General features: G+C 56.2%; 12 protein-coding genes. 1 reads left to right on the forward strand and 11 read right to left on the reverse strand.

What is annotated here, in order from left to right; genetic code table 11:
* Positions 1–89: 89 nt before the first annotated feature.
* On the reverse strand, positions 90–1,343 hold the full coding sequence (gene amiC, locus ACOTX1_RS06440) for an N-acetylmuramoyl-L-alanine amidase AmiC (protein WP_003862766.1): 1,254 nt from the start codon (positions 1,341–1,343) through the stop codon (positions 90–92).
* 227 nt (positions 1,344–1,570) lie between these two features.
* On the opposite strand from amiC, the gene argA reads away from it, so the two are divergent.
* Positions 1,571–2,902 (forward strand): amino-acid N-acetyltransferase, encoded by a 1,332-nt coding sequence (argA, locus tag ACOTX1_RS06445; RefSeq protein WP_003862767.1) that lies wholly within the window; start codon positions 1,571–1,573, stop codon positions 2,900–2,902.
* A 33-nt stretch (positions 2,903–2,935) separates the two neighbouring features.
* Here the strand turns inward: argA and recD are convergent, their stop codons facing one another.
* From recD to lgt, 10 genes are all read right to left on the reverse strand, one after another.
* On the reverse strand, positions 2,936–4,756 hold the full coding sequence (recD, locus tag ACOTX1_RS06450; RefSeq protein ID WP_023314765.1) for an exodeoxyribonuclease V subunit alpha: 1,821 nt from the start codon (positions 4,754–4,756) through the stop codon (positions 2,936–2,938).
* Entirely contained in the window at positions 4,753–8,295 is a 3,543-nt protein-coding gene (gene recB, locus ACOTX1_RS06455) for an exodeoxyribonuclease V subunit beta (RefSeq protein WP_023314766.1), read from the reverse strand. Before recB ends, recD begins: the two co-directional genes overlap by 4 nt.
* Entirely contained in the window at positions 8,292–11,174 is a 2,883-nt protein-coding gene (gene ptrA, locus ACOTX1_RS06460) for a pitrilysin (RefSeq protein ID WP_023314767.1), read from the reverse strand. Before ptrA ends, recB begins: the two co-directional genes overlap by 4 nt.
* Before the next feature lie 139 nt (positions 11,175–11,313).
* Entirely contained in the window at positions 11,314–14,688 is a 3,375-nt protein-coding gene (gene recC / locus ACOTX1_RS06465; RefSeq protein WP_003862774.1) for an exodeoxyribonuclease V subunit gamma, read from the reverse strand.
* 12 nt (positions 14,689–14,700) lie between these two features.
* The gene (locus tag ACOTX1_RS06470; RefSeq protein WP_003862776.1) at positions 14,701–15,024 is read right to left on the reverse strand and encodes a prepilin-type N-terminal cleavage/methylation domain-containing protein; all 324 of its coding nucleotides are present in this window, start codon (positions 15,022–15,024) and stop codon (positions 14,701–14,703) included.
* The gene (locus tag ACOTX1_RS06475; RefSeq protein ID WP_003862778.1) at positions 15,009–15,407 is read right to left on the reverse strand and encodes a DUF2509 family protein; all 399 of its coding nucleotides are present in this window, start codon (positions 15,405–15,407) and stop codon (positions 15,009–15,011) included. The genes ACOTX1_RS06470 and ACOTX1_RS06475 overlap by 16 nt, the downstream gene beginning before the upstream one ends.
* Positions 15,404–15,964 carry a prepilin peptidase-dependent protein gene (locus ACOTX1_RS06480; protein WP_003862779.1) on the reverse strand — a complete coding sequence of 187 codons (561 nt, stop codon included), beginning with the start codon at positions 15,962–15,964 and terminating at the stop codon, positions 15,404–15,406. Before ACOTX1_RS06480 ends, ACOTX1_RS06475 begins: the two co-directional genes overlap by 4 nt.
* The gene (locus ACOTX1_RS06485) at positions 15,955–16,419 is read right to left on the reverse strand and encodes a prepilin peptidase-dependent protein (RefSeq protein ID WP_023314768.1); all 465 of its coding nucleotides are present in this window, start codon (positions 16,417–16,419) and stop codon (positions 15,955–15,957) included. The genes ACOTX1_RS06480 and ACOTX1_RS06485 overlap by 10 nt, the downstream gene beginning before the upstream one ends.
* A gap of 184 nt (positions 16,420–16,603) precedes the next feature.
* The gene (gene thyA, locus ACOTX1_RS06490) at positions 16,604–17,398 is read right to left on the reverse strand and encodes a thymidylate synthase (protein ID WP_023314769.1); all 795 of its coding nucleotides are present in this window, start codon (positions 17,396–17,398) and stop codon (positions 16,604–16,606) included.
* A gap of 6 nt (positions 17,399–17,404) precedes the next feature.
* On the reverse strand, positions 17,405–18,280 hold the full coding sequence (gene lgt, locus ACOTX1_RS06495) for a prolipoprotein diacylglyceryl transferase (protein ID WP_003862787.1): 876 nt from the start codon (positions 18,278–18,280) through the stop codon (positions 17,405–17,407).
* Positions 18,281–18,458: the final 178 nt, after the last annotated feature.

An 18,458-nucleotide genomic window follows, 5' to 3' on the forward strand; every position in this document is an offset into this window, starting at 1 on the left:
ACACTTCTTAAAACAATAAACACCCTGAAGGGTGTTTTTTTGTATCTGGCGTTTGTGAAAATGCCGGGCATGATACCCGGCTTAATGCCCTACCCCCGCCGCGCCAGCGTTTCCCCGTCTGAGAAGTAGGCCCGGATCCCCGCCAGAATCGACTCCGCCACTTCCTGCTGGAATTTAGCCGTCTTGAGCTTACGTTCCTCTTCCACGTTACTGATAAACGCGGTTTCGACCAGAATGGAAGGAATATCCGGCGCTTTCAGTACCGCAAATCCGGCCTGCTCGACGCTGTTTTTGTGCAGCTTGTTGACCCGGCCCAGCTTGCCCAGCACCGCTTTACCAAACTTCAGGCTGTCGGTAATAGTCAGCGACTGCACCATATCAAACATCGTATGGTCGACGTAACGGTCGCCACTTTTGCTCACACCACCGATTAAATCCGAGGCGTTCTGCGTGTCCGCCAGGTATCTCGCCGCGGTGCTGGTCGCCCCTTTTGTTGACAGGGCAAACACTGAGGATCCGCTCGGCTGGCGGCTGGTGAAGGCATCCGCATGAATAGAGACAAACAGATCCGCGCGCTGCTTTTGCGCTTTTGCCACGCGGACCTTCAGCGGAATAAAGACATCTTCGTTGCGCGTCATATAGGCGCGCATATTGCCCTCTTTGTCGATCAACGCCTTCAGACGACGGGCAATTTGCAGCACCACATCTTTTTCGCGGGTGCGATATTTCCCGACGGCGCCGGAATCTTCTCCGCCGTGGCCAGGATCGAGCATGATCACAATCGGGCGATCGCGCCCCGCCTTGCCAGGCTTTGGACCACTTTGCGCTGGCGGAACCTGGCTGTCGAGATCGCCTTTGTTGTAATCCTCAAGTAATGCCAGGAGCGGATCCTGAATATCCGTCGCATTCGCCGGATAGAGATCCATCACCAGACGCTCCTTAAAGGCGGCAACAGGCGCAAGGGCAAAGAGCTGCGGTTTCACGTTCTGCTTCAGCTCAAACACCATGCGCACGGTTTGCGGATCGAACTGCCCGACGCGCGCCGATTTGATAAACGGATCGTCGCCACGGATTTGTGCTGCCATGCCTTTAAGCACGGAGTTGAGGTTCACACCTTCGAGATCAACCACCACACGTTCAGGATTGCTGAGGGCAAATTGCTTGTATTTCAGCACGCGATTGGACTCGACCGTCACGCGCGTATAGGTCGACGACGGCCAGACGCGCACCGCGACTACCTGGCTTGTGGCGGCAAGACCCACCTGGCTGACGCTAAGCAACCACATCGCCCCGGCCCCTTTTAACAGGCGGCGGCGGCTTATTGCTGAATTGGATCCCGACATGCTTCTCCCGAGCAAGAAATCTGATTGATGAACAAAACGCCCAAATTGACCGAAAACTTTAACGAATGACGCATAAACTGTCATCTATAAAAGGGTAAACAATCATACGTTAACGCACGGATTACTTATTATTTTCTGTGGGTCGCAGAAAATTTAGGCTTGCACACGCGGCCACGATCGAATAAAAATACATAAATTACGAATAAAAATTCACTAAGGGTTGTGTCATGGTTAAGGAACGCAGAACCGAACTGGTCCAGGGATTCCGCCATTCTGTTCCCTATATCAACACCCATCGGGGAAAAACGTTTGTCATCATGCTTGGCGGCGAAGCCATTGAGCATGAAAACTTTTCCAGCATCGTCAATGATATCGGCCTGCTGCACAGCCTCGGCATCCGTCTGGTGGTGGTGTATGGCGCACGTCCGCAAATCGAAGCCAACCTGGCCGCCCATCACCATGAGCCGATCTACCACAAACACACGCGCGTGACGGATGCGAAAACCCTCGAACTGGTCAAACAGGCGGCGGGTCTGTTGCAGCTCGATATCACCGCCCGCCTGTCGATGAGCCTGAATAATACGCCGTTGCAGGGCGCGCACATTAACGTGGTGAGCGGCAACTTTATCATCGCTCAGCCGCTCGGCGTGGACGATGGCGTGGATTACTGCCACAGCGGCCGCATCCGCCGTATTGATGAAGACGCCATTCACCGCCAGTTAGACAATGGCGCGATCGTCCTGATGGGGCCCGTTGCCGTCTCCGTAACGGGTGAAAGTTTTAATCTGACCTCAGAAGAGATTGCCACCCAGCTGGCCATCAAGCTGAAAGCGGAAAAAATGATCGGCTTTTGCTCCTCGCAGGGTGTCGTGAACGATGAGGGCGTAATTGTGCCAGAACTTTTTCCGAATGAAGCCCAGGCGCGCGTGGAAGCGCTGGAAGCAGAAGGCGATTACTATTCCGGTACCGTGCGTTTTCTGCGCGGCGCCGTTAAAGCGTGCCGCAGCGGGGTGCGCCGCAGCCACCTGATCAGCTATCAGGAAGACGGTGCGCTGTTGCAGGAACTGTTCTCCCGGGACGGGATCGGTACGCAGATCGTCATGGAGAGCGCCGAGCAGATCCGCCGTGCCACCATCAACGATATCGGCGGCATTCTGGAGCTGATCCGTCCGCTGGAACAACAGGGCATTCTGGTTCGCCGCTCCCGGGAGCAGCTGGAGATGGAGATCGACAAGTTCACCATCATTCAGCGCGATAACCTGACCATTGCCTGTGCGGCGCTTTATCCGTTCCCGGAAGAGCAGATTGGCGAAATGGCGTGCGTTGCCGTGCACCCGGATTACCGTAGCTCCTCGCGGGGGGAACTGCTGCTTGAACGCGTGGCGGCACAGGCGCGCCAGATGGGTCTGAGCAAGCTGTTCGTGCTCACCACGCGCAGTATTCACTGGTTCCAGGAGCGCGGCTTCACGCCGGTGGATATCGATTCCCTGCCGGAAAGTAAGAAAGAGATGTACAACTACCAGCGCCGCTCGAAGGTGTTAATGGCGGACCTGGGATAACAGTCACCCTCTCCTGTTGGAGAGGGTGTTCACTCAGACAGATTCAAATATCGCGCTTAATCCGCTTCTGCGCTCGGTACGGGTGGCAATCGCCTGACTCAACACGCGCTCATCCGCATACAGCGACAGGCGCTGGCGCGCACGGGTAATGGCTGTGTAGACCAGTTCGCGGGTCACTACCGGCGACAGCTGTGTCGGCAGGATCAGCGCCGCATGGTTGAACTCGGAGCCCTGAGATTTATGTACCGTCATCGCCCATGCCGTTTCATGCTCTGGCAGGCGGCTGGGCTGGACGGACTTCACGCTACCGTCCGGTAGCTGGAACCAGACGCGCAGACCGTTACCGCGATCGAGCGCAATGCCGATATCCCCGTTGAACAGCCCCAGCGCACTGTCGTTGCGGGAGATCATCACTGGCCGGCCTTCATACCATCGCGAATGCAGCTGACGGTTAATTTTGCGTTTCTTCACCAGCAACTGCTCCAGCCTGTCGTTCAGGCCCGTGACGCCAAACGGCCCTTCCCGCAATGCGCACAGAAGCTGGTATTCGCCAAATGCGGCGATGACCTGTCCGGGCTGACTGCGCTGCTGCACGCAGCTCAGAAAATGCTGGTATCCCTGGAGAGCCTCCTCAAGCATAGCCTGATACTCTTCCCCGCTTTGCAGCGATTTCTTTTCAATGTCAGTGAAGGTACCGTCAAACACCGTGCGCGTGGCGTGCCTGTCGCCACGGTTGACCGCCGCAGCCAGCTGGCCGATGCCGGAGTCGCTACCGAAACGGTAGCTTTTTTGCAGCAGGCAGAGGCTGTCACGCAGTGCGCCCGCGATCGGCGTGTGATCGGGTTCAAGCGAGCAACCGGTCAGACGGGCGAGCTCCTGCGCCCGCGCGGCGGTATAACCGTAACTGGCGTAGGTACAGATATCTCCCAGCACCGCCCCGGCTTCTACAGAGGCGAGCTGGTCGCGATCGCCCAGGAAAACCACCCGCGCATGGGGTGGCAGAGCATCAATCAGGCGCGACATCATGGTCAGGTCGATCATGGAGGCTTCATCCACCACCAGCACGTCCAGATGCAGCGGATTACCCGCATGGTAGCGCAGCCGCTGGCTACCCGGCTGCGCGCCGAGCAGACGGTGCAGAGTACTTGCTTCACCCGGGAAAAGCGCAAGCTGCTCCTGAGTGAGCGGCAGCTGTTGCATCGCGCCGCCCAGTGATTCGGTCAGACGCGCCGCAGCCTTCCCGGTGGGCGCCGCCAGACGAATACGGCATCGCTGCTCTCCTGAAAGCTGTATCAGGGCTGCCAGCAGCTTTGCGACGGTCGTTGTTTTCCCCGTACCCGGGCCGCCGGATATCACCGAGATCCGCCGCGTCAGGGCGACGGCCGCCGCCACTTTCTGCCAGTCTGTGTCCTCACCGGAGTCAAACAGCCTGTCCAGCGTCTGGCGAAGCTGTGCTTCGTCGCAGGGAAGCGGCGCATTGGTCTCACTAAAGAAACGCGCTACCGTCAGTTCATTTCGCCACAGGCGGTTCAGGTATAAGCGCTCCCCCGTCAGGATCAGCGGTGCCTGGTTGTCTCCCGGCCCAACGGCTGACGATTCCCGCAAGATTTTCTGCCAGTCCACCTTATCTCCCAGCAGCGCAAAGCAGGACTGGAGGACAGGCGGCATTTTCTCGTCAACCACCAGACGCGAGAGCGGCAGACACACATGCCCCTCTCCGGCATCTTTACTCAACAGGGCAGCGGCAAGCATCACGGCGGGCTGGTCAGCGGCAATCATCATGGCAAACTGCACGTCCAGCTGACGCAGCACGCGTTGCTCTACCGCATCCAGCAATAAGTCCTGCATCGTCATGCCATCTCCTCCGTGTTTGCTGCAAACAGGTTATCCATTTTATTAATCAATTCCGCATCCGGACGAGTGCTGAAGATCCCGGAGCGCGGATCGGCAGCGTCAACCCCGCGCAGGAACAGGTAGATGACGCCGCCAAAATGATCGTCGTAGCGGTAATCCGCAATACGGTGGCGCAAATAGCGGTGCAGCGCCAGGGTATAGAGCTGATATTGCAGATCGTAGCGATGCATTTGCATGGCGGCCGCCATCGCCTGCTGGGTATAGGCTGCGCTGTTCTCGCCCAGCCAGTTTGATTTGTAATCCAGCAGGTAGTACCGTCCTTCGTGACGGAAGACCAGGTCGATAAACCCTTTCAGCATGCCCTGCACCTGACGGAAGTTCAGCGGCGGGCAACCGGCTGACAGCGGATCGTACTGACGGATAAGCGCATCGAGCGCGTCGGCCTTAAGCGGGCCTGCGACGGGCAGATAAAACTCCATCTCAACCTGCTTATTTTTGGCCGTTAACTGGCGAAGAGAGAAGCCCTGCGCCGTCAGCGGCGCTTGCAAAATGGCGTTGATCCAGTCAGTGAGAACGGGCTGCCAGTGCGCGTCATAGCCTCCGCTCTGCAACATCTTCAGCACCCACTCCTCACTGACAGGCTGGGTGAAATCAAGCTCTTCAAAAAGGCTGTGCAAAAAGGTGCCCGGCGACGCGCCGCGTGGGAACTGATGCGGAGTTAACGTCGGTTCAACCGGAACATCGCCTACCCCTGCGGCATCCACGTCCAGCTTCGGCATGAGATCCTGCGCAATACTTTGCCCTTGCTGTTGCAGGCCAGAATAGCTGGTGACGCGCCAGTCGTCGGCAAGCACCCGTGTGATCTGGCGCGCGTTAAGATCGGTCACGGGCTCTTGCGCCATTTCCCAGCGGCTGTTGTCTGGCAGAGAAGGGATATGCAGGGCGATATCGTCTCCGCAAAGCGACTCAATACAGAGGCGCAACCCCGCCGCATCTTTTGGCTCACCACGCTGAATAAGCCGCCCTAAGGCGCTTAAATGGAAATCGCTCTCCCCTGTTTTTTCCCCGCGACGGCGGAAAACCGGCGCGACGCCCAGGCTGCAATGCCAGACAGAACGGGTCAGCGCCACGTAAAGCAGGCGCAAATCCTCCGCCAGACGCTCCGCTTCCGCCAGCTCAACGCTGGTTTCCGCCTTGCTGAGATCGAGCACCGCATCGAAAGTCTCGCGGTCATGATAATAGGCCTGATCCTGAACGCGGTAGTTGGCGATAAAGGGCAGCCAGACCAGCGGATACTCGAGACCTTTCGATTTGTGAATGGTGACGATTTGCACCAGATGCTTATCGCTCTCAAGACGCATCTGCTGGCTTGAGGCGTTACTGTTTGGATCCGCGATTTGCTGCGCCAGCCAGCGCACGAGGGCATGTTCACTTTCAAGCTGGGTGCCGGCTTCCTGCAACAGTTCGCTGATGTGTAAAATATCGGTAAGACGCCTTTCACCGCCGGATGACGCCAGCATATTTTCGGCAATCTGACGCCGCGTCATCAATTCGCGCAGCATCGCCATGACGCCGCGTTTTTGCCAGCGTTCACGGTAATGGACAAACTCTTCAACCACCGCATCCCATGCGTTTTCGTCATGGTTGAGCTCATCAATATCGCGCGCGTTCAACCCCAGCATAGAGCTGGCCAGCGCGCTTCGAAGCGTATTTTCGCGCTCCGGCGCCAGTACCGCCTGAAGCAGCCAGAGCATTTCCTGGGCTTCCAGCGTGTCGAACACGCTGTCACGGTTAGAGAGATACACTGACGGAATATCCAGCAATGTTAGCGCATCGCGGATTAACGCCGCTTCCTGACGACTGCGCACCAGCACGGTAATATCAGAGGCTTTAACAGGATTTGCCTGTTCCCCCTTCCACAGCAGCGCCTCGCCGCGGTTGCCTGCGCTCAGCCAGTCACGGATTTGCGCGGCGCAGTGCTGGGCCATCGCCGCCTGATAATCAGCAACGCCATAGCCTTCCCCTTCAAGCAGCCAGAAGGTCATGGCGGGCTGCTCCGCGCCACTGACTTCGAAGCGCAGGGATGCGTTTTTTGGGGCGGATTTCACCGGCAGAAAAGGGATTTCCTTGAACATGAACGCCGTCTCCATACGGCTGAACAGCGCATTGACGCTCTCAACCATCCCCGGAGCGGAACGCCAGTTGGTGTCTAACGTGTAATGCGCGACAACTTCACTACGGGCTTTCATATAGGTGAAGATATCTGCCCCACGGAAGGCGTAAATCGCCTGTTTAGGGTCGCCAATCAACAACAGGGCAGTGTCGGGCTGCTGTCGCCAGATGCGGCGAAAAATGCGGTACTGCTGGGGGTCGGTGTCCTGAAATTCGTCAATCATCGCCACCGGAAAACGGGTACGGATCGCGCTGGCGAGCGCTTCACCATTCTCGCTGGACAGGGCTTCGTCCAGGCGGCTCAGCATGTCATCAAACCCCAGCTCGCCCCGGCGACGTTTTTCGCGCGCGACGGCCTGGCGGATCTCCGTCATGGCGCGGGTGATCATCAGGTCATTGAGCGTTAATGGCTCCGCAAGCAGCGCTTCAATCGCCACAAACAGGGGATGCTCAGGCACAATACCGTCGGCTTTGGTTCGCTCGGTCAAAAAGCGCTGCGAAAATTTTTCCAGTGCGTCCGGAAGCTGGTAGCCCCGCGTCTCCTCCTGGGCCCAGGCGCTGATCTTTTCGATCCACTTCCCCTGGTTCCCACGGTTGAACTTGCGTCTGTCGATGCCTGAGTTTTCGATGATTGCATCAATTTCACCAACCGACTCATTCCACTTCTGCTTAAGCGCGGTAATTTTGGCGACGATCTTTTCATGGCGCGAGGCCAGCGTTTCATCGGCAGGCGGAGGAGATTTAATGACCGGCGCCTCGCCTTGCAGGTAACGGTCGATGGCGCGAAGAAGCTCTTCCGGACCTTTCCACAGGGCGTGAACCGCTTCGGCAATGTCGCGCTGCAACGGATAACAGTGTCGACGCCAGAAATCCGCACAGGCCTGATAGCGAAGCTCGGATTCATCTTCAATAAGCTGCTGCTCAAAGAGCATGCCGGATTCAAACGCATTCAGGCTCAGCATGCGCTGACAAAAACCGTGAATGGTGAAGACGGACGCTTCATCCATTTGCCGTTCGGCCAGCAGCAGCCATTGCGCAGCCTGTTGCTTATCCGCAATCTCGTCCAGCAGGCTCGCGTAGAGGGGGTTATCCGTCGTCTGACGCAGACAGGCAATGCGCAGCTCATGAATGTTGCTGCGAATACGGCCACGCAGCTCGGCAGTGGCCGCTTCGGTGAAGGTTACCACCAGCAGCTCTTCCACGCTTAACGGGCGCGAAAAAGCGGCGTTGCCGCCGAGCCCCAACAGCAGACGCAGATATAGCGCGGCGATGGTATAGGTTTTTCCCGTTCCCGCTGAGGCTTCAATCAGTCGTTCACCCTGTAGAGGTAAACTTAGGGGATCAAGCGGCTCAGCGGTATGGGTCATTCTTTCTTACTCCAGGGCATTGTTTGTTGCAGCGCGCTGACGCTCTTCCAGACGGTCCACTCTTTTGATTTTACGTAGTCCGTTTTCCCGTTCTGGCTGCCAGAAACCTGAGACAGGATGGCCATACCCTGCGGTTTTACTACCGCCTGATGGAAGAAATCGGCAACCTTTTGTGGCGTCAGCTGTTTTATTTCGGCCACTATTTTATCACGCGAATCAAATTTCATATTACCGCGATCAAAATCTTTGCTCAGCTGCGAGGTCTCTTCACCCAGCGTCTGCGGCGGTTGCATCACCTGGGCGATAACCGCCTGCTGGATTTGGGCAAACTCTTCCGGCTTCATGGCGCGCAGTTTTGCTTCCGCCTGCGGGAAGAACGCCTGATAACGCTGCCACAGGTAAGCGGGTTGCTTGTCACTGCTTTGCAGAAGGAAGCCCAGCCCCCACTGACGGCCCACATTCATGGAGAAAGCGAACACCGCATAGCCCAGCTGCTCTTCGGTGCGCAGCTGGTTGTAAAACCACGGCTGAATAATTTGACCAAGCACCGCACTCTGGGCAGAGCTGGTAAATTCGTCATAACCGACAGGGACAAACACCGCGGCCAGCGCGGAATCCGTGCTGCTTCCCGCTTTTTCGAAGATCACGTTCTGCTTTTTCTCTACCAGCACATCCTGGTTACGGCACCACTCATCGCCTTTTGAACCCAGTTGCGCACGGACGTTTTGCGCCAGCGTTTTAGCCTGATCTTCGCTCATATTCCCTACAACCAGGAACTCCGGACGGGTATTGGTTTTCAGCGCATCACGGTAAGCCAGCACCTCTTTTAAGGTGACTGAGGGCAATATCGCGCGGCGATCTTCGCGCTGGAAGTACGGAATTTGCGACAGCATCTGTGCTGGCATAATCGCCTGATCGTAGGCTTTACCCTTCTCGGCAGAATCCATCATCTGGGCATACCAGGACTTAGCCTGCTCGAGCTGTTCTTCCGTAGGCGTATAGCTGAAATAACCGTCCAGCAGCGCCTGGAACAGCTGCGGCAAACGCTGGGTATAGCCGTTGGCATTCACCATCAGGCCGTTATTGGCGTTGGTGGAGAAACTGATACCACCAACGGCAGCCTGGTTGCTGAGCTGATCGAGGGCAATACCGGCCAGATAATCGTTAAGCGCAAACAGCACCTGGTTTCTGGCGCTGTCCATTGCTTTGGGGTTACGCAGCACCACGCTGACATCCGCTTTTGGCTCGTCGGCGAAATAGCGGCTTGGGGTGTAGACCACGCGCAGCGTCGGCTCATCAACAATCAGCTCCGGGTGCGGATACGCCTTTGCGGGTTTGATCAGCGAGAAATCGTCCGGAATGTAGGGGTTAAGCTCCGGTAACTTCAGCGCAATTTCCCCCGCCTTTTTCTGCCAGCCCGCGAAGGTCTGTTCGCTGATTTTTTCAACCTGATACGGGGCATCAACGAAGTAGGCCATTTTGTTATGCGGTTCGTTCGGGCTGATATACCAGACGCGGGCATTCTGCGGAGTCATCATCGCCAGACGCGCTTTGAGCGCTCCGGCGTCAAACTGGTCGGCAATATTTACCGCATCCAGCGTATGTTCCACCGGCACGCGGATCATGGTATCTGCCAGCCACTCAACGTAGTCCATATCACGCGTGATAGAGGGATAGCGGAAATCGAGATCCAGCACATGCGCCAGCTCGTCAAAGTAGCGTTTATCGACGCCTTTGTCGCGCAGCAGAGAGAGGTAACTGAAAATGGCCGCAACGACGTCGTCCCGGTGAGCCAGCCCTTTATCGGTCAGCGTCGCGGAGATGGCCAGCACGCCGCTATTCCCATTTACAACGGGATCGGAGTCAGCGCGAATACCTTCCACCAGCCCCTGCTTTTGCAGCCAGTCGGAGAGCGTACCCGGGCTGCGGTTGCCGATAAGATACGTCACCAGCTCGTCGGTTTTGCTGCGGAACTGCGCCGTGTTGTTATCAATACGGAATTCAACGCGTAACACCTTGCGCGGCAAGGCCGGCACATAGTGAATAACAATGCCTTTTTGCGCGTCCGTGACAACTGGCACGTTAATCTGCGGCAGATCGATATTTTTATTTGGCACCCTGCCGTAGGTCTGCGCGGCCATGTTTGCCAGCGTCGGCAACGGTTTATTGCTGTAGATAACCGCTTTCATCAGATTGGCGGAATAGTATTTTTCACGAAACGCATGCAGCGCATCGAGCACCGGGCTACCTGGCTTGTCGCTCAACGTTTCAAGGTTGCCGCCTGAGAAGCGCGAACCCGGGTGCGCCGGATTGATGGTTTCAGCACTAACCTGCGCCATGCGCATACCGTCTCGCGTGCGCGCCATCGTCAGTTCGGCGTTCACGGCATTACGTTCACGGTCAGCGTATTTTTTATCCAGCAGCGGTGCGGCGATGGCATCCGCCAGACGGTCCACCGCCCCATCAAGCGCATCATTTTCCACTTCCAGGTAAAACGCGGTGCGATACGGCGCGGTACTGGCGTTGTGGCTACCGCCATGCATTTTCAGAAATTCGGACAGGCTGTCAGGCTGTGGGTATTTTTTAGATCCCATCAGCGTCATGTGCTCAAGGTAGTGCGCCAGTCCCGGATGGGCGTCAGGATCTTCCAGCGAACCCACCGGCACAACCAGCGCGGAGAGCGATTTCACCGCCTGAGGATCGGAAACCAGCAGTACGGTCATCCCGTTATCAAGACGAATCGCCTGATACTGACGGGTGTCCTTATCGCTCTTACGGATTGTTTCCTTGACAGGTTGCCAACCGGAATCGGCCTGTGTGACGGGAGCCCAAAGGGCGATAAACAAAACAAACGCTTTGAACAAGGTGCTGCCTGGCATTACGACCTCTTTATCACGGCTACATCATTAACAACGTGCGTGCTGGACACGCCAGCATCTCTTTCTTTGGGTACATCAGTCCGTGATAAGAGGTGCATCATAAATGAACACCTCATACTGCGCAATTTTTATACAGCACTCAGGACTGATTAAATTTGTATAACGGTAACAGGTAGCGTTGCGCCTCCTGGGTGATAATGTCGAAATATTCTGGCTCCAGCGTTCGCCATAAACGTTGATACCAGACATCGTCACCTTCGCCACGTACCATCATGTTCCCTTCGTAGGCCTGCAAAAACTTGCTGCGCGCTTTCTGGAGCGAAGCCTCATCCGTTAACATGGCATCATTCTGCGCGTCATAACAGGCTTTTATCCATGCCCCCCCACTTTCAGGCAGCAAAAGCAGGGGTTTGTTCATGCCCTGACGGTAACCTTCAATATAAAGCGACAGGTACGTCAACGCCTGCTCAGGCTCCATCCGCGGGAAGCGCCATTCGCCGTCCTTACGTACAAACAACCGGCTTTCACCTTCGTGACCACTCGCACTGTAGACAAGATGTTCGAGCCAGAGTTGCAGGCCATGTGAAACGCTGAGCATGGATGGGCGCCAACGCAGCAGCCCGTCAGACTGCACGTGCGTGAGCCAGCCGCTAAGGTGCATACCGTTACAATCGAGATCGATTTCAATGCTGCTCGCCGGCTGCCGACACGCGATAACGCGGTCAGCTAGCGCTCGCATCTCCTCGCACTGGGCATCCCAGACGATTTCGCCGAATGCACCATACGGAAGTAATCCCGACGCCCTGTAACGTCGAAACAGTTTACTGGCGTCTTCTTCGTCAACCAGCGCATTCAGAAGCTGGGAATTAAGCTTAAAACGCTCCAGCCCATCAAGAATAAACGGTTCCGCATCGGGGATTTCGCTCTCTTCAGAGCGGAAATTCACCTGCAAGCGTTGCTGGAAAAACGCCCGAACCGGGTGTGCCCAAAAGCGCTGTAGCTGCTCAAACGTGAGGGTGTCTATAGCGCGCGGTTCGAGCGCCTGAATAAAATCGGTTTGCGGCGTCCCCGCTTTCTTCGCGGCGGGAAGCCACTCGCGGGCATAGCTTTGCAGTTCATCAGGAACGTAGTTGACAGGATCGAACGGCATACGGCTATGGTGGCAAGTGATATGCGCTATCACCCGACGTTCGCTTTCGTCGCAGTTGCAGGCTTCATCGCCCGGCAGATAGTGGCTCTGTCCAATGTAGTCCACTAGCTCCTGCACCAGCACAGACGGGAAACGCTCGCTGTTATCCTGAATTGAACGTCCGATATAGCTGATATAAAGCCTGCTTTGCGCAGACATCAGCGCCTCAAGGAAGAGATAACGGTCATCATCGCGGCGGCTGCGGTCACCCCGCTTCGGTTGTGCGCTCATAAGATCAAAGCCCAGAGGCGGCAGCGCACGCGGATAAATACCGTCGTTCATGCCAAGCAGACAGACCACTTTGAACGGGATTGAACGCATTGGCATCAGGGTACAAATATTCACCGGCCCCGCAAGGAAGCGCTGGCTGATGCGCTCCTGATCGAGACGTTGCGTCAGCTCATCACGCAGAAGCGAAAGGGGAACCGCCTCGTGATAGTGCGAATTAACCCCTTCATCAACGATGGCCTGCCACTGCTTCTCGATAAGCGCCATGGCGGCTTCAGTTTCGCTGTCCGGCAGGAAGAAATCATTCAGCATTTCGCGGCAAACTGGCAGCCACTCTTCGAGCGGGCGGGGCTGCATCAATGCACGGCGCCAGCGGTTGAGCTGCATAAGCAGCGAGGCTAAGTGACCAACCAGTTCCGCGATCAACCCACTGGATTCATCGTACGGCAGCACGTCATTCCATTCGCCGTGGATGCTCTCCATTGCATACCCCAGCAGCATGCGCGTCAGCCCAAACTGCCAGGTATGCTGGCCGGTTGCTGGCAGTTCGAACTCCTGGACGTTATCATCGTCGATACCCCAGCGGACACCGGATTCGTTGACCCACTGGCGCAGATAGCGCAACCCCTCTTCGTTAATGTTGAAACGTGCGGCCAGAACTGGCACATCCAGCAGTGCCAGCACATCCTCAGAGATAAACCGGCTATCAGGCAGCGAAAGCAGGCTGATAAAGGCCTGTAGCGCCGGGTGTGACTGACGAGCGCGACGGTCAGAGATTGCGTAGGGCAGATAGCGGTCGCCCGTTGCGCTGCCAAATACCGCCTGAATAAACGGGCTGTAGCTGTCGATATCCGCCACCATCACCACGATATCGCGCGGTGTCAGGGTTGGGTCGTCCTGCAACATGGCCAGCAGGCGGTCATGAAGAATTTCAACTTCACGCTGTGGGCTGTGACAAACGTGGATCGCGATACTACGATCGTCAGGATCCAGTTTTCGCTTCTTATCGCTTCGCGCAAACTCCTCGGCAGTGATCCCGGCAACGGCACGGTTCTCTAAATCCAGAATATCAAGCTGAATATTGTGCAGCAGGCTATCCGGCGTAATATCGGCAAACGCATCCACATCTCCTTCTCCCGAGGAGGTGATATCTGAAAGCAGATAAATATAGTCACGTCCGAGCTTGCCCCACGAGGCAAGCAGCGGGTTCGGCAGGTTCTGAATCCCCTCTTCATCAAAAAGCTGCGCCGCGTTTTCACTGTCTTTAAACAGCGGCACCGCGCGTTCTTCAAAGAGACGTTTTCTCTGACGGGTGACCAGCCGTGAAAGCCAGCGCGGATCCTGAATATCCCCCCAATAGTGCCGACACGGGTTGGTAAAGAGGATATGGATATCAGTGTGCTTACCGAGCGCTTTTAGCGCGTTCAGGTAGACAGGCGGCAACGCGGAGATACCGCAAATGAACACGCGTGACGGCAAACGGGCTGGCCGTTCTGCGCTGTTCTCAAGTATCGAGATAAAGCGATCGTACAAGTTAGCACGGTGCCACTTAGGCTGACCGAGTTTCCCGGTATGCTCGACCAGCGCTTTCCAGAGCGGCGCCTGCCAGATTTGCGCTTCCGGTAACCCATCGACTAATTCTCCCGCTTCCCAGCGAATCAGCCAGTCTGCACGGTAAACCAGATACTGGTCATAGAGGTCGGCAGTACGTGAGGCCAGCTGGAAAAGTTTACGCTTGTCGGTGTCGTCATTCAGGTAGTGCCGCAGCATGGCAAACTCATCACGCGCCAGCATGTCCGGCAGCAGCGTCATCAGTTTCCAGGCCATGCTTTGTTTGTTGAAGGCGCTCTGCTCAGGGATGTCCGGCAGGACGCGAACAAACATCTCCCAGATAAAGCTCGCGGGCAGCGGAAAATCGATGTTCGCCGCAATGCCAAATTTCTGCGAAAGGGACATTTGCAGCCACTGCGCCATACCGGTGCTCTGCACCAGCACCATTTCTGGCTCAAACGGATCGTCAAGACGCTCTTGCTCAACGATATACTCCATCAGTGCTTCCAGCACATCCAGACGATTTGAGTGGTAAACCCTTAGCATAAACGCTCCCGACTAGCGGCTAACCGGGCAGTGCAGACGCGTTAACGCGCCCTGCCGCCCCATAGGAGAAATAAGTGTGACCGTGATGCTGACACATCCGGACTGTGTTGTCTGCCCCCGACTGACTTGCCAGCCCGGCGGGAGCGTTAATGTTGAGATCTGCGATTGATTCCACGCATGATGCCATAGCTGACGATACTGGCTAAGCGCCGCATACCGGGCTGCCAGCGCGCGATGATATCCGGATAACGCCGTCACAACCACAACCAGCAACATCATTGCCAGCAAAACCTCAACCATGCTAAATCCTTTTTGTCTGCTCAGGGTAACTGACATAGCGTACTTTCCTTAAGGGGGCAGAAATCACTCCAGCCGTGGGCGGAAAAGCGTATCTGCCCTTCCGCGATGTCCCCGCCTTGCCATAGCAACAGATCGTCATTGCCGGCAATAAGCAAAACACGCTCCCCAAACAGCCTTACACAGACCCGCAAACGCTGTGTCTGTTTGCACTGAACCTCTGGCTGTAAAGCCCATTCCTGAACGCGCCCCCACTCCAGTGCAGATTGCACGGCAGCCTGCTGGCGAACAGACAAACTCTCGCCACTTACCAGCGTGCTAAAGGTTTGCAACTGCTGATTTAATCCGGTGAGGATCAGCGTGCCGAGCACCAGCAATAGCAGGACCAGCGCCAGCGATGACATGCCCCGCTGACGATTCACAGATTAAACCCCGTTACGGTATGGCGAGCCGAAAAGGGGGCGGTCAGTTCACCTTTACGGCGGGCACGCAGCTCGATACTGATGACCGGCGCAAAGCCAGCACGATCGGTTTTAGTGACCATAAATTGCTCTATCAGGACCCGATCCGGGTCGGTGAGCTTATCCCATCCCTTACCGTCACAGGATGTGGCGCCCCGCAGCGTTTCAAGCGATCCGGACTCAAGCCGGAATCCCGTACTGTCGTTTTCCGACGCGGTGCTATCCCACTGGCCGTTGCTGTTCGCATCCCATTGCACAATCGCACATCGTCCTTGCCTGCCGATGATCATCCCCTGTCCCTGGCAATGCCCTGCACAGTATCCTGCTCTCTGAAACTGTTTACCGACCGCGAACAGACGTTGCCAGACCTCATCCTCCAGCTCCTGCTGCCCGGATTGCAGTAAAACCCCCCGCTGTAGCCCCGGTAAAAAACGTGACGTGCTGAGTAACAGAATGCTGCTTATCGTCATCGCAATCAGCACTTCCAGCAGGGAAAACCCTTTTCGATTTACTGGCATGCACCTTCTCCTGCGGCATTACACAGCCTGATACGTCCGCCATTTGAGACAATAACCCACCACCCACCAGCGCGGCTCTGCACCCGGATATGTCCGGCCCACGCGGTATCTCTTAAACCGTAAAATCCCAGCGCAGGTGTTATGTCGCTTATCGTGACCCCTGGCCACATCGGCTTCATCACGAACGGTCCGCCGCTGTCACAACCGGTCACCGCTGAACTGGTCAGACAGTTCTTTTCACCGTCGTTATACAGCGCGATCCTGTGCTCGCTGTTGTGACGGTTGGCGTCATTGCGCAAAAACACCAGGTAATCCCGCACCTGGCAGGCGGTTTGCCAAAGCCGCTGCCGCTGCTGCCAGCTGTCCCAGCCATAGAGTCCTGTGGCGCTGAGGATCACTGCCAGCGAAACGGCGATAAGGGTTTCGATAAGCGTAAAGCCTTGTTCGTTTTTCATGGCGGGAGTGTGGAGGAATAGCAGAAACGGTGCGAGCGTCAAACCAGAACTTTACGAGCCGCTTTCAGGAGAATTTCACCCGTTGCAACGCGTTGCATCATCTCTGGAAACAGGCTCGAAAAACAAAACGGGCGTGAAAAAAAACCGGCGCTAAAGAGCACCGGTTGTGTCAGGATTTGCCGTATCAGATGGCGACAGGAGCTTTAATGCCGGGATGCGGGTCGTAACCCTCAATCTCGAAATCATCAAAACGGTAATCGAAGATCGAGTCCGGTTTACGTTTGATCACCAGCTTCGGCAATGCACGCGGTTCGCGCGTCAGCTGGAGATGCGTCTGTTCCATATGATTGCTGTAGAGGTGGGTATCACCGCCCGTCCAGACAAAATCGCCCACTTCAAGATCGCACTGCTGCGCCATCATGTGCACCAACAGCGCGTAGCTGGCGATGTTAAACGGCAGGCCGAGGAACACGTCGCAGGAGCGTTGATAGAGCTGGCAGGAGAGCTTGCCGTCCGCCACGTAAAACTGGAAAAACGCGTGGCAAGGCGCCAGCGCCATTTTATCCAGTTCACCCACGTTCCAGGCAGAGACAATGATACGGCGCGAGTCCGGATCATTTTTCAGCTGGTTTATGACGGTCGTGATCTGGTCGATATGGCGGCCGTCCGGGGTAGGCCACGCGCGCCATTGCTTGCCGTAGACCGGACCCAGGTCGCCGTTCTCATCTGCCCACTCGTCCCAGATGGAGACATTGTTTTCATGTAGATAAGCAACGTTGGTATCGCCTTGCAGGAACCAGAGCAGTTCATGAATGATCGAGCGCAAATGGCAGCGCTTCGTTGTCACCAGAGGAAAGCCTTCTCGCAGATTGAAGCGCATCTGGTGGCCAAAAATGGAGAGCGTACCGGTGCCGGTGCGGTCGTTTTTCGGCGTGCCCTCGTCGAGCACTTTTTTCATCAATTCAAGATACTGTTTCATGATTCCTCAGGAAAGTTGTTGCTGTGGACGACGACGATACGCCCAAATCATCATAATGGCACCCGCGACAATCATCGGGATGGAGAGGATCTGCCCCATGCTGATGTACTGTACCCATTCACCGGTAAACTGCGCATCCGGCTGGCGGAAGAACTCGACGATGATACGAAACGCGCCGTAGCCAATCAGGAACAGACCGGAGACAGCCCCCATTGGACGCGGTTTGCGGATATAAAGATTCAGGATGATGAACAGCACCACGCCTTCCAGCGCCAGCTCATAGAGCTGTGACATATGGCGCGGCAGGACGCCGTAGGTATCGAAAATGGACTGCCACTCAGGATGCGAAGGCAGCAGCGCGATATCCTCTGCGCGGGAGCCCGGGAACAGCATGGTAAACGGCACGCTCGGATCGACACGCCCCCACAGCTCACCGTTGATGAAATTGCCCAGACGCCCTGCGCCCAACCCAAACGGGATTAACGGCGCAATAAAATCAGCCACCTGGAAGAAGTTGCGTTTGGTGCGTCTGGCGAAGATCACCATCACGAGGATCACACCAATCAGTCCGCCGTGGAAGGACATACCGCCGTCCCAGACGCGGAACAGATAGAGCGGGTCGTTCAGGAATACCGGGAAATTATAGAACAGGACATAACCGATGCGACCTCCCAGGAATACGCCGAGGAAGCCGGCATAAAGCAGGTTTTCCACTTCGTTCTTCGTCCATCCACTGCCCGGACGACTGGCGCGACGGCCAGCAAGCCACATGGCAAAAACGAAGCCCACCAGGTACATCAGACCGTACCAGTGCAGCGCTACAGGTCCTATTGAGAAAATAACCGGATCGAATTCCGGAAAATGCAGATAACCACTGTTCATCTGTCACCACAAGATGTTGTTATTCCGCTGAAAGTGGACAGCGGGTGAATTGCATTCCCGCCGTTGGCAGGTGCTCCAAAGTTGCGAATCATAGCATAAGGCAGGCGCGGAGGATGCGCCTGAGATGTAAAAGATGTGTATAGGGGTTCATGCGCGCAGTTCTCCCTCACCCCATCCC

The organism is Enterobacter cloacae complex sp. IR5401 (assembly GCF_049238425.1).
GTDB lineage: Bacteria > Pseudomonadota > Gammaproteobacteria > Enterobacterales > Enterobacteriaceae > Enterobacter > Enterobacter hormaechei_C.

Coding starts and splice junctions, on each gene's coding strand:
- recC (WP_003862774.1), bottom strand. CDS start 14,688: ATGCTAAGGGTTTACCACTCAAATCGTCTGGATGTGCTGGAAGCACTG.
- ptrA (WP_023314767.1), bottom strand. CDS start 11,174: ATGCCAGGCAGCACCTTGTTCAAAGCGTTTGTTTTGTTTATCGCCCTT.
- ACOTX1_RS06480 (WP_003862779.1), bottom strand. CDS start 15,964: ATGCCAGTAAATCGAAAAGGGTTTTCCCTGCTGGAAGTGCTGATTGCG.
- ACOTX1_RS06485 (WP_023314768.1), bottom strand. CDS start 16,419: ATGAAAAACGAACAAGGCTTTACGCTTATCGAAACCCTTATCGCCGTT.
- recD (WP_023314765.1), bottom strand. CDS start 4,756: ATGACGATGCAGGACTTATTGCTGGATGCGGTAGAGCAACGCGTGCTG.
- amiC (WP_003862766.1), bottom strand. CDS start 1,343: ATGTCGGGATCCAATTCAGCAATAAGCCGCCGCCGCCTGTTAAAAGGG.
- recB (WP_023314766.1), bottom strand. CDS start 8,295: ATGACCCATACCGCTGAGCCGCTTGATCCCCTAAGTTTACCTCTACAG.
- ACOTX1_RS06470 (WP_003862776.1), bottom strand. CDS start 15,024: ATGTCAGTTACCCTGAGCAGACAAAAAGGATTTAGCATGGTTGAGGTT.
- lgt (WP_003862787.1), bottom strand. CDS start 18,280: ATGAACAGTGGTTATCTGCATTTTCCGGAATTCGATCCGGTTATTTTC.
- thyA (WP_023314769.1), bottom strand. CDS start 17,398: ATGAAACAGTATCTTGAATTGATGAAAAAAGTGCTCGACGAGGGCACG.
- argA (WP_003862767.1), top strand. CDS start 1,571: ATGGTTAAGGAACGCAGAACCGAACTGGTCCAGGGATTCCGCCATTCT.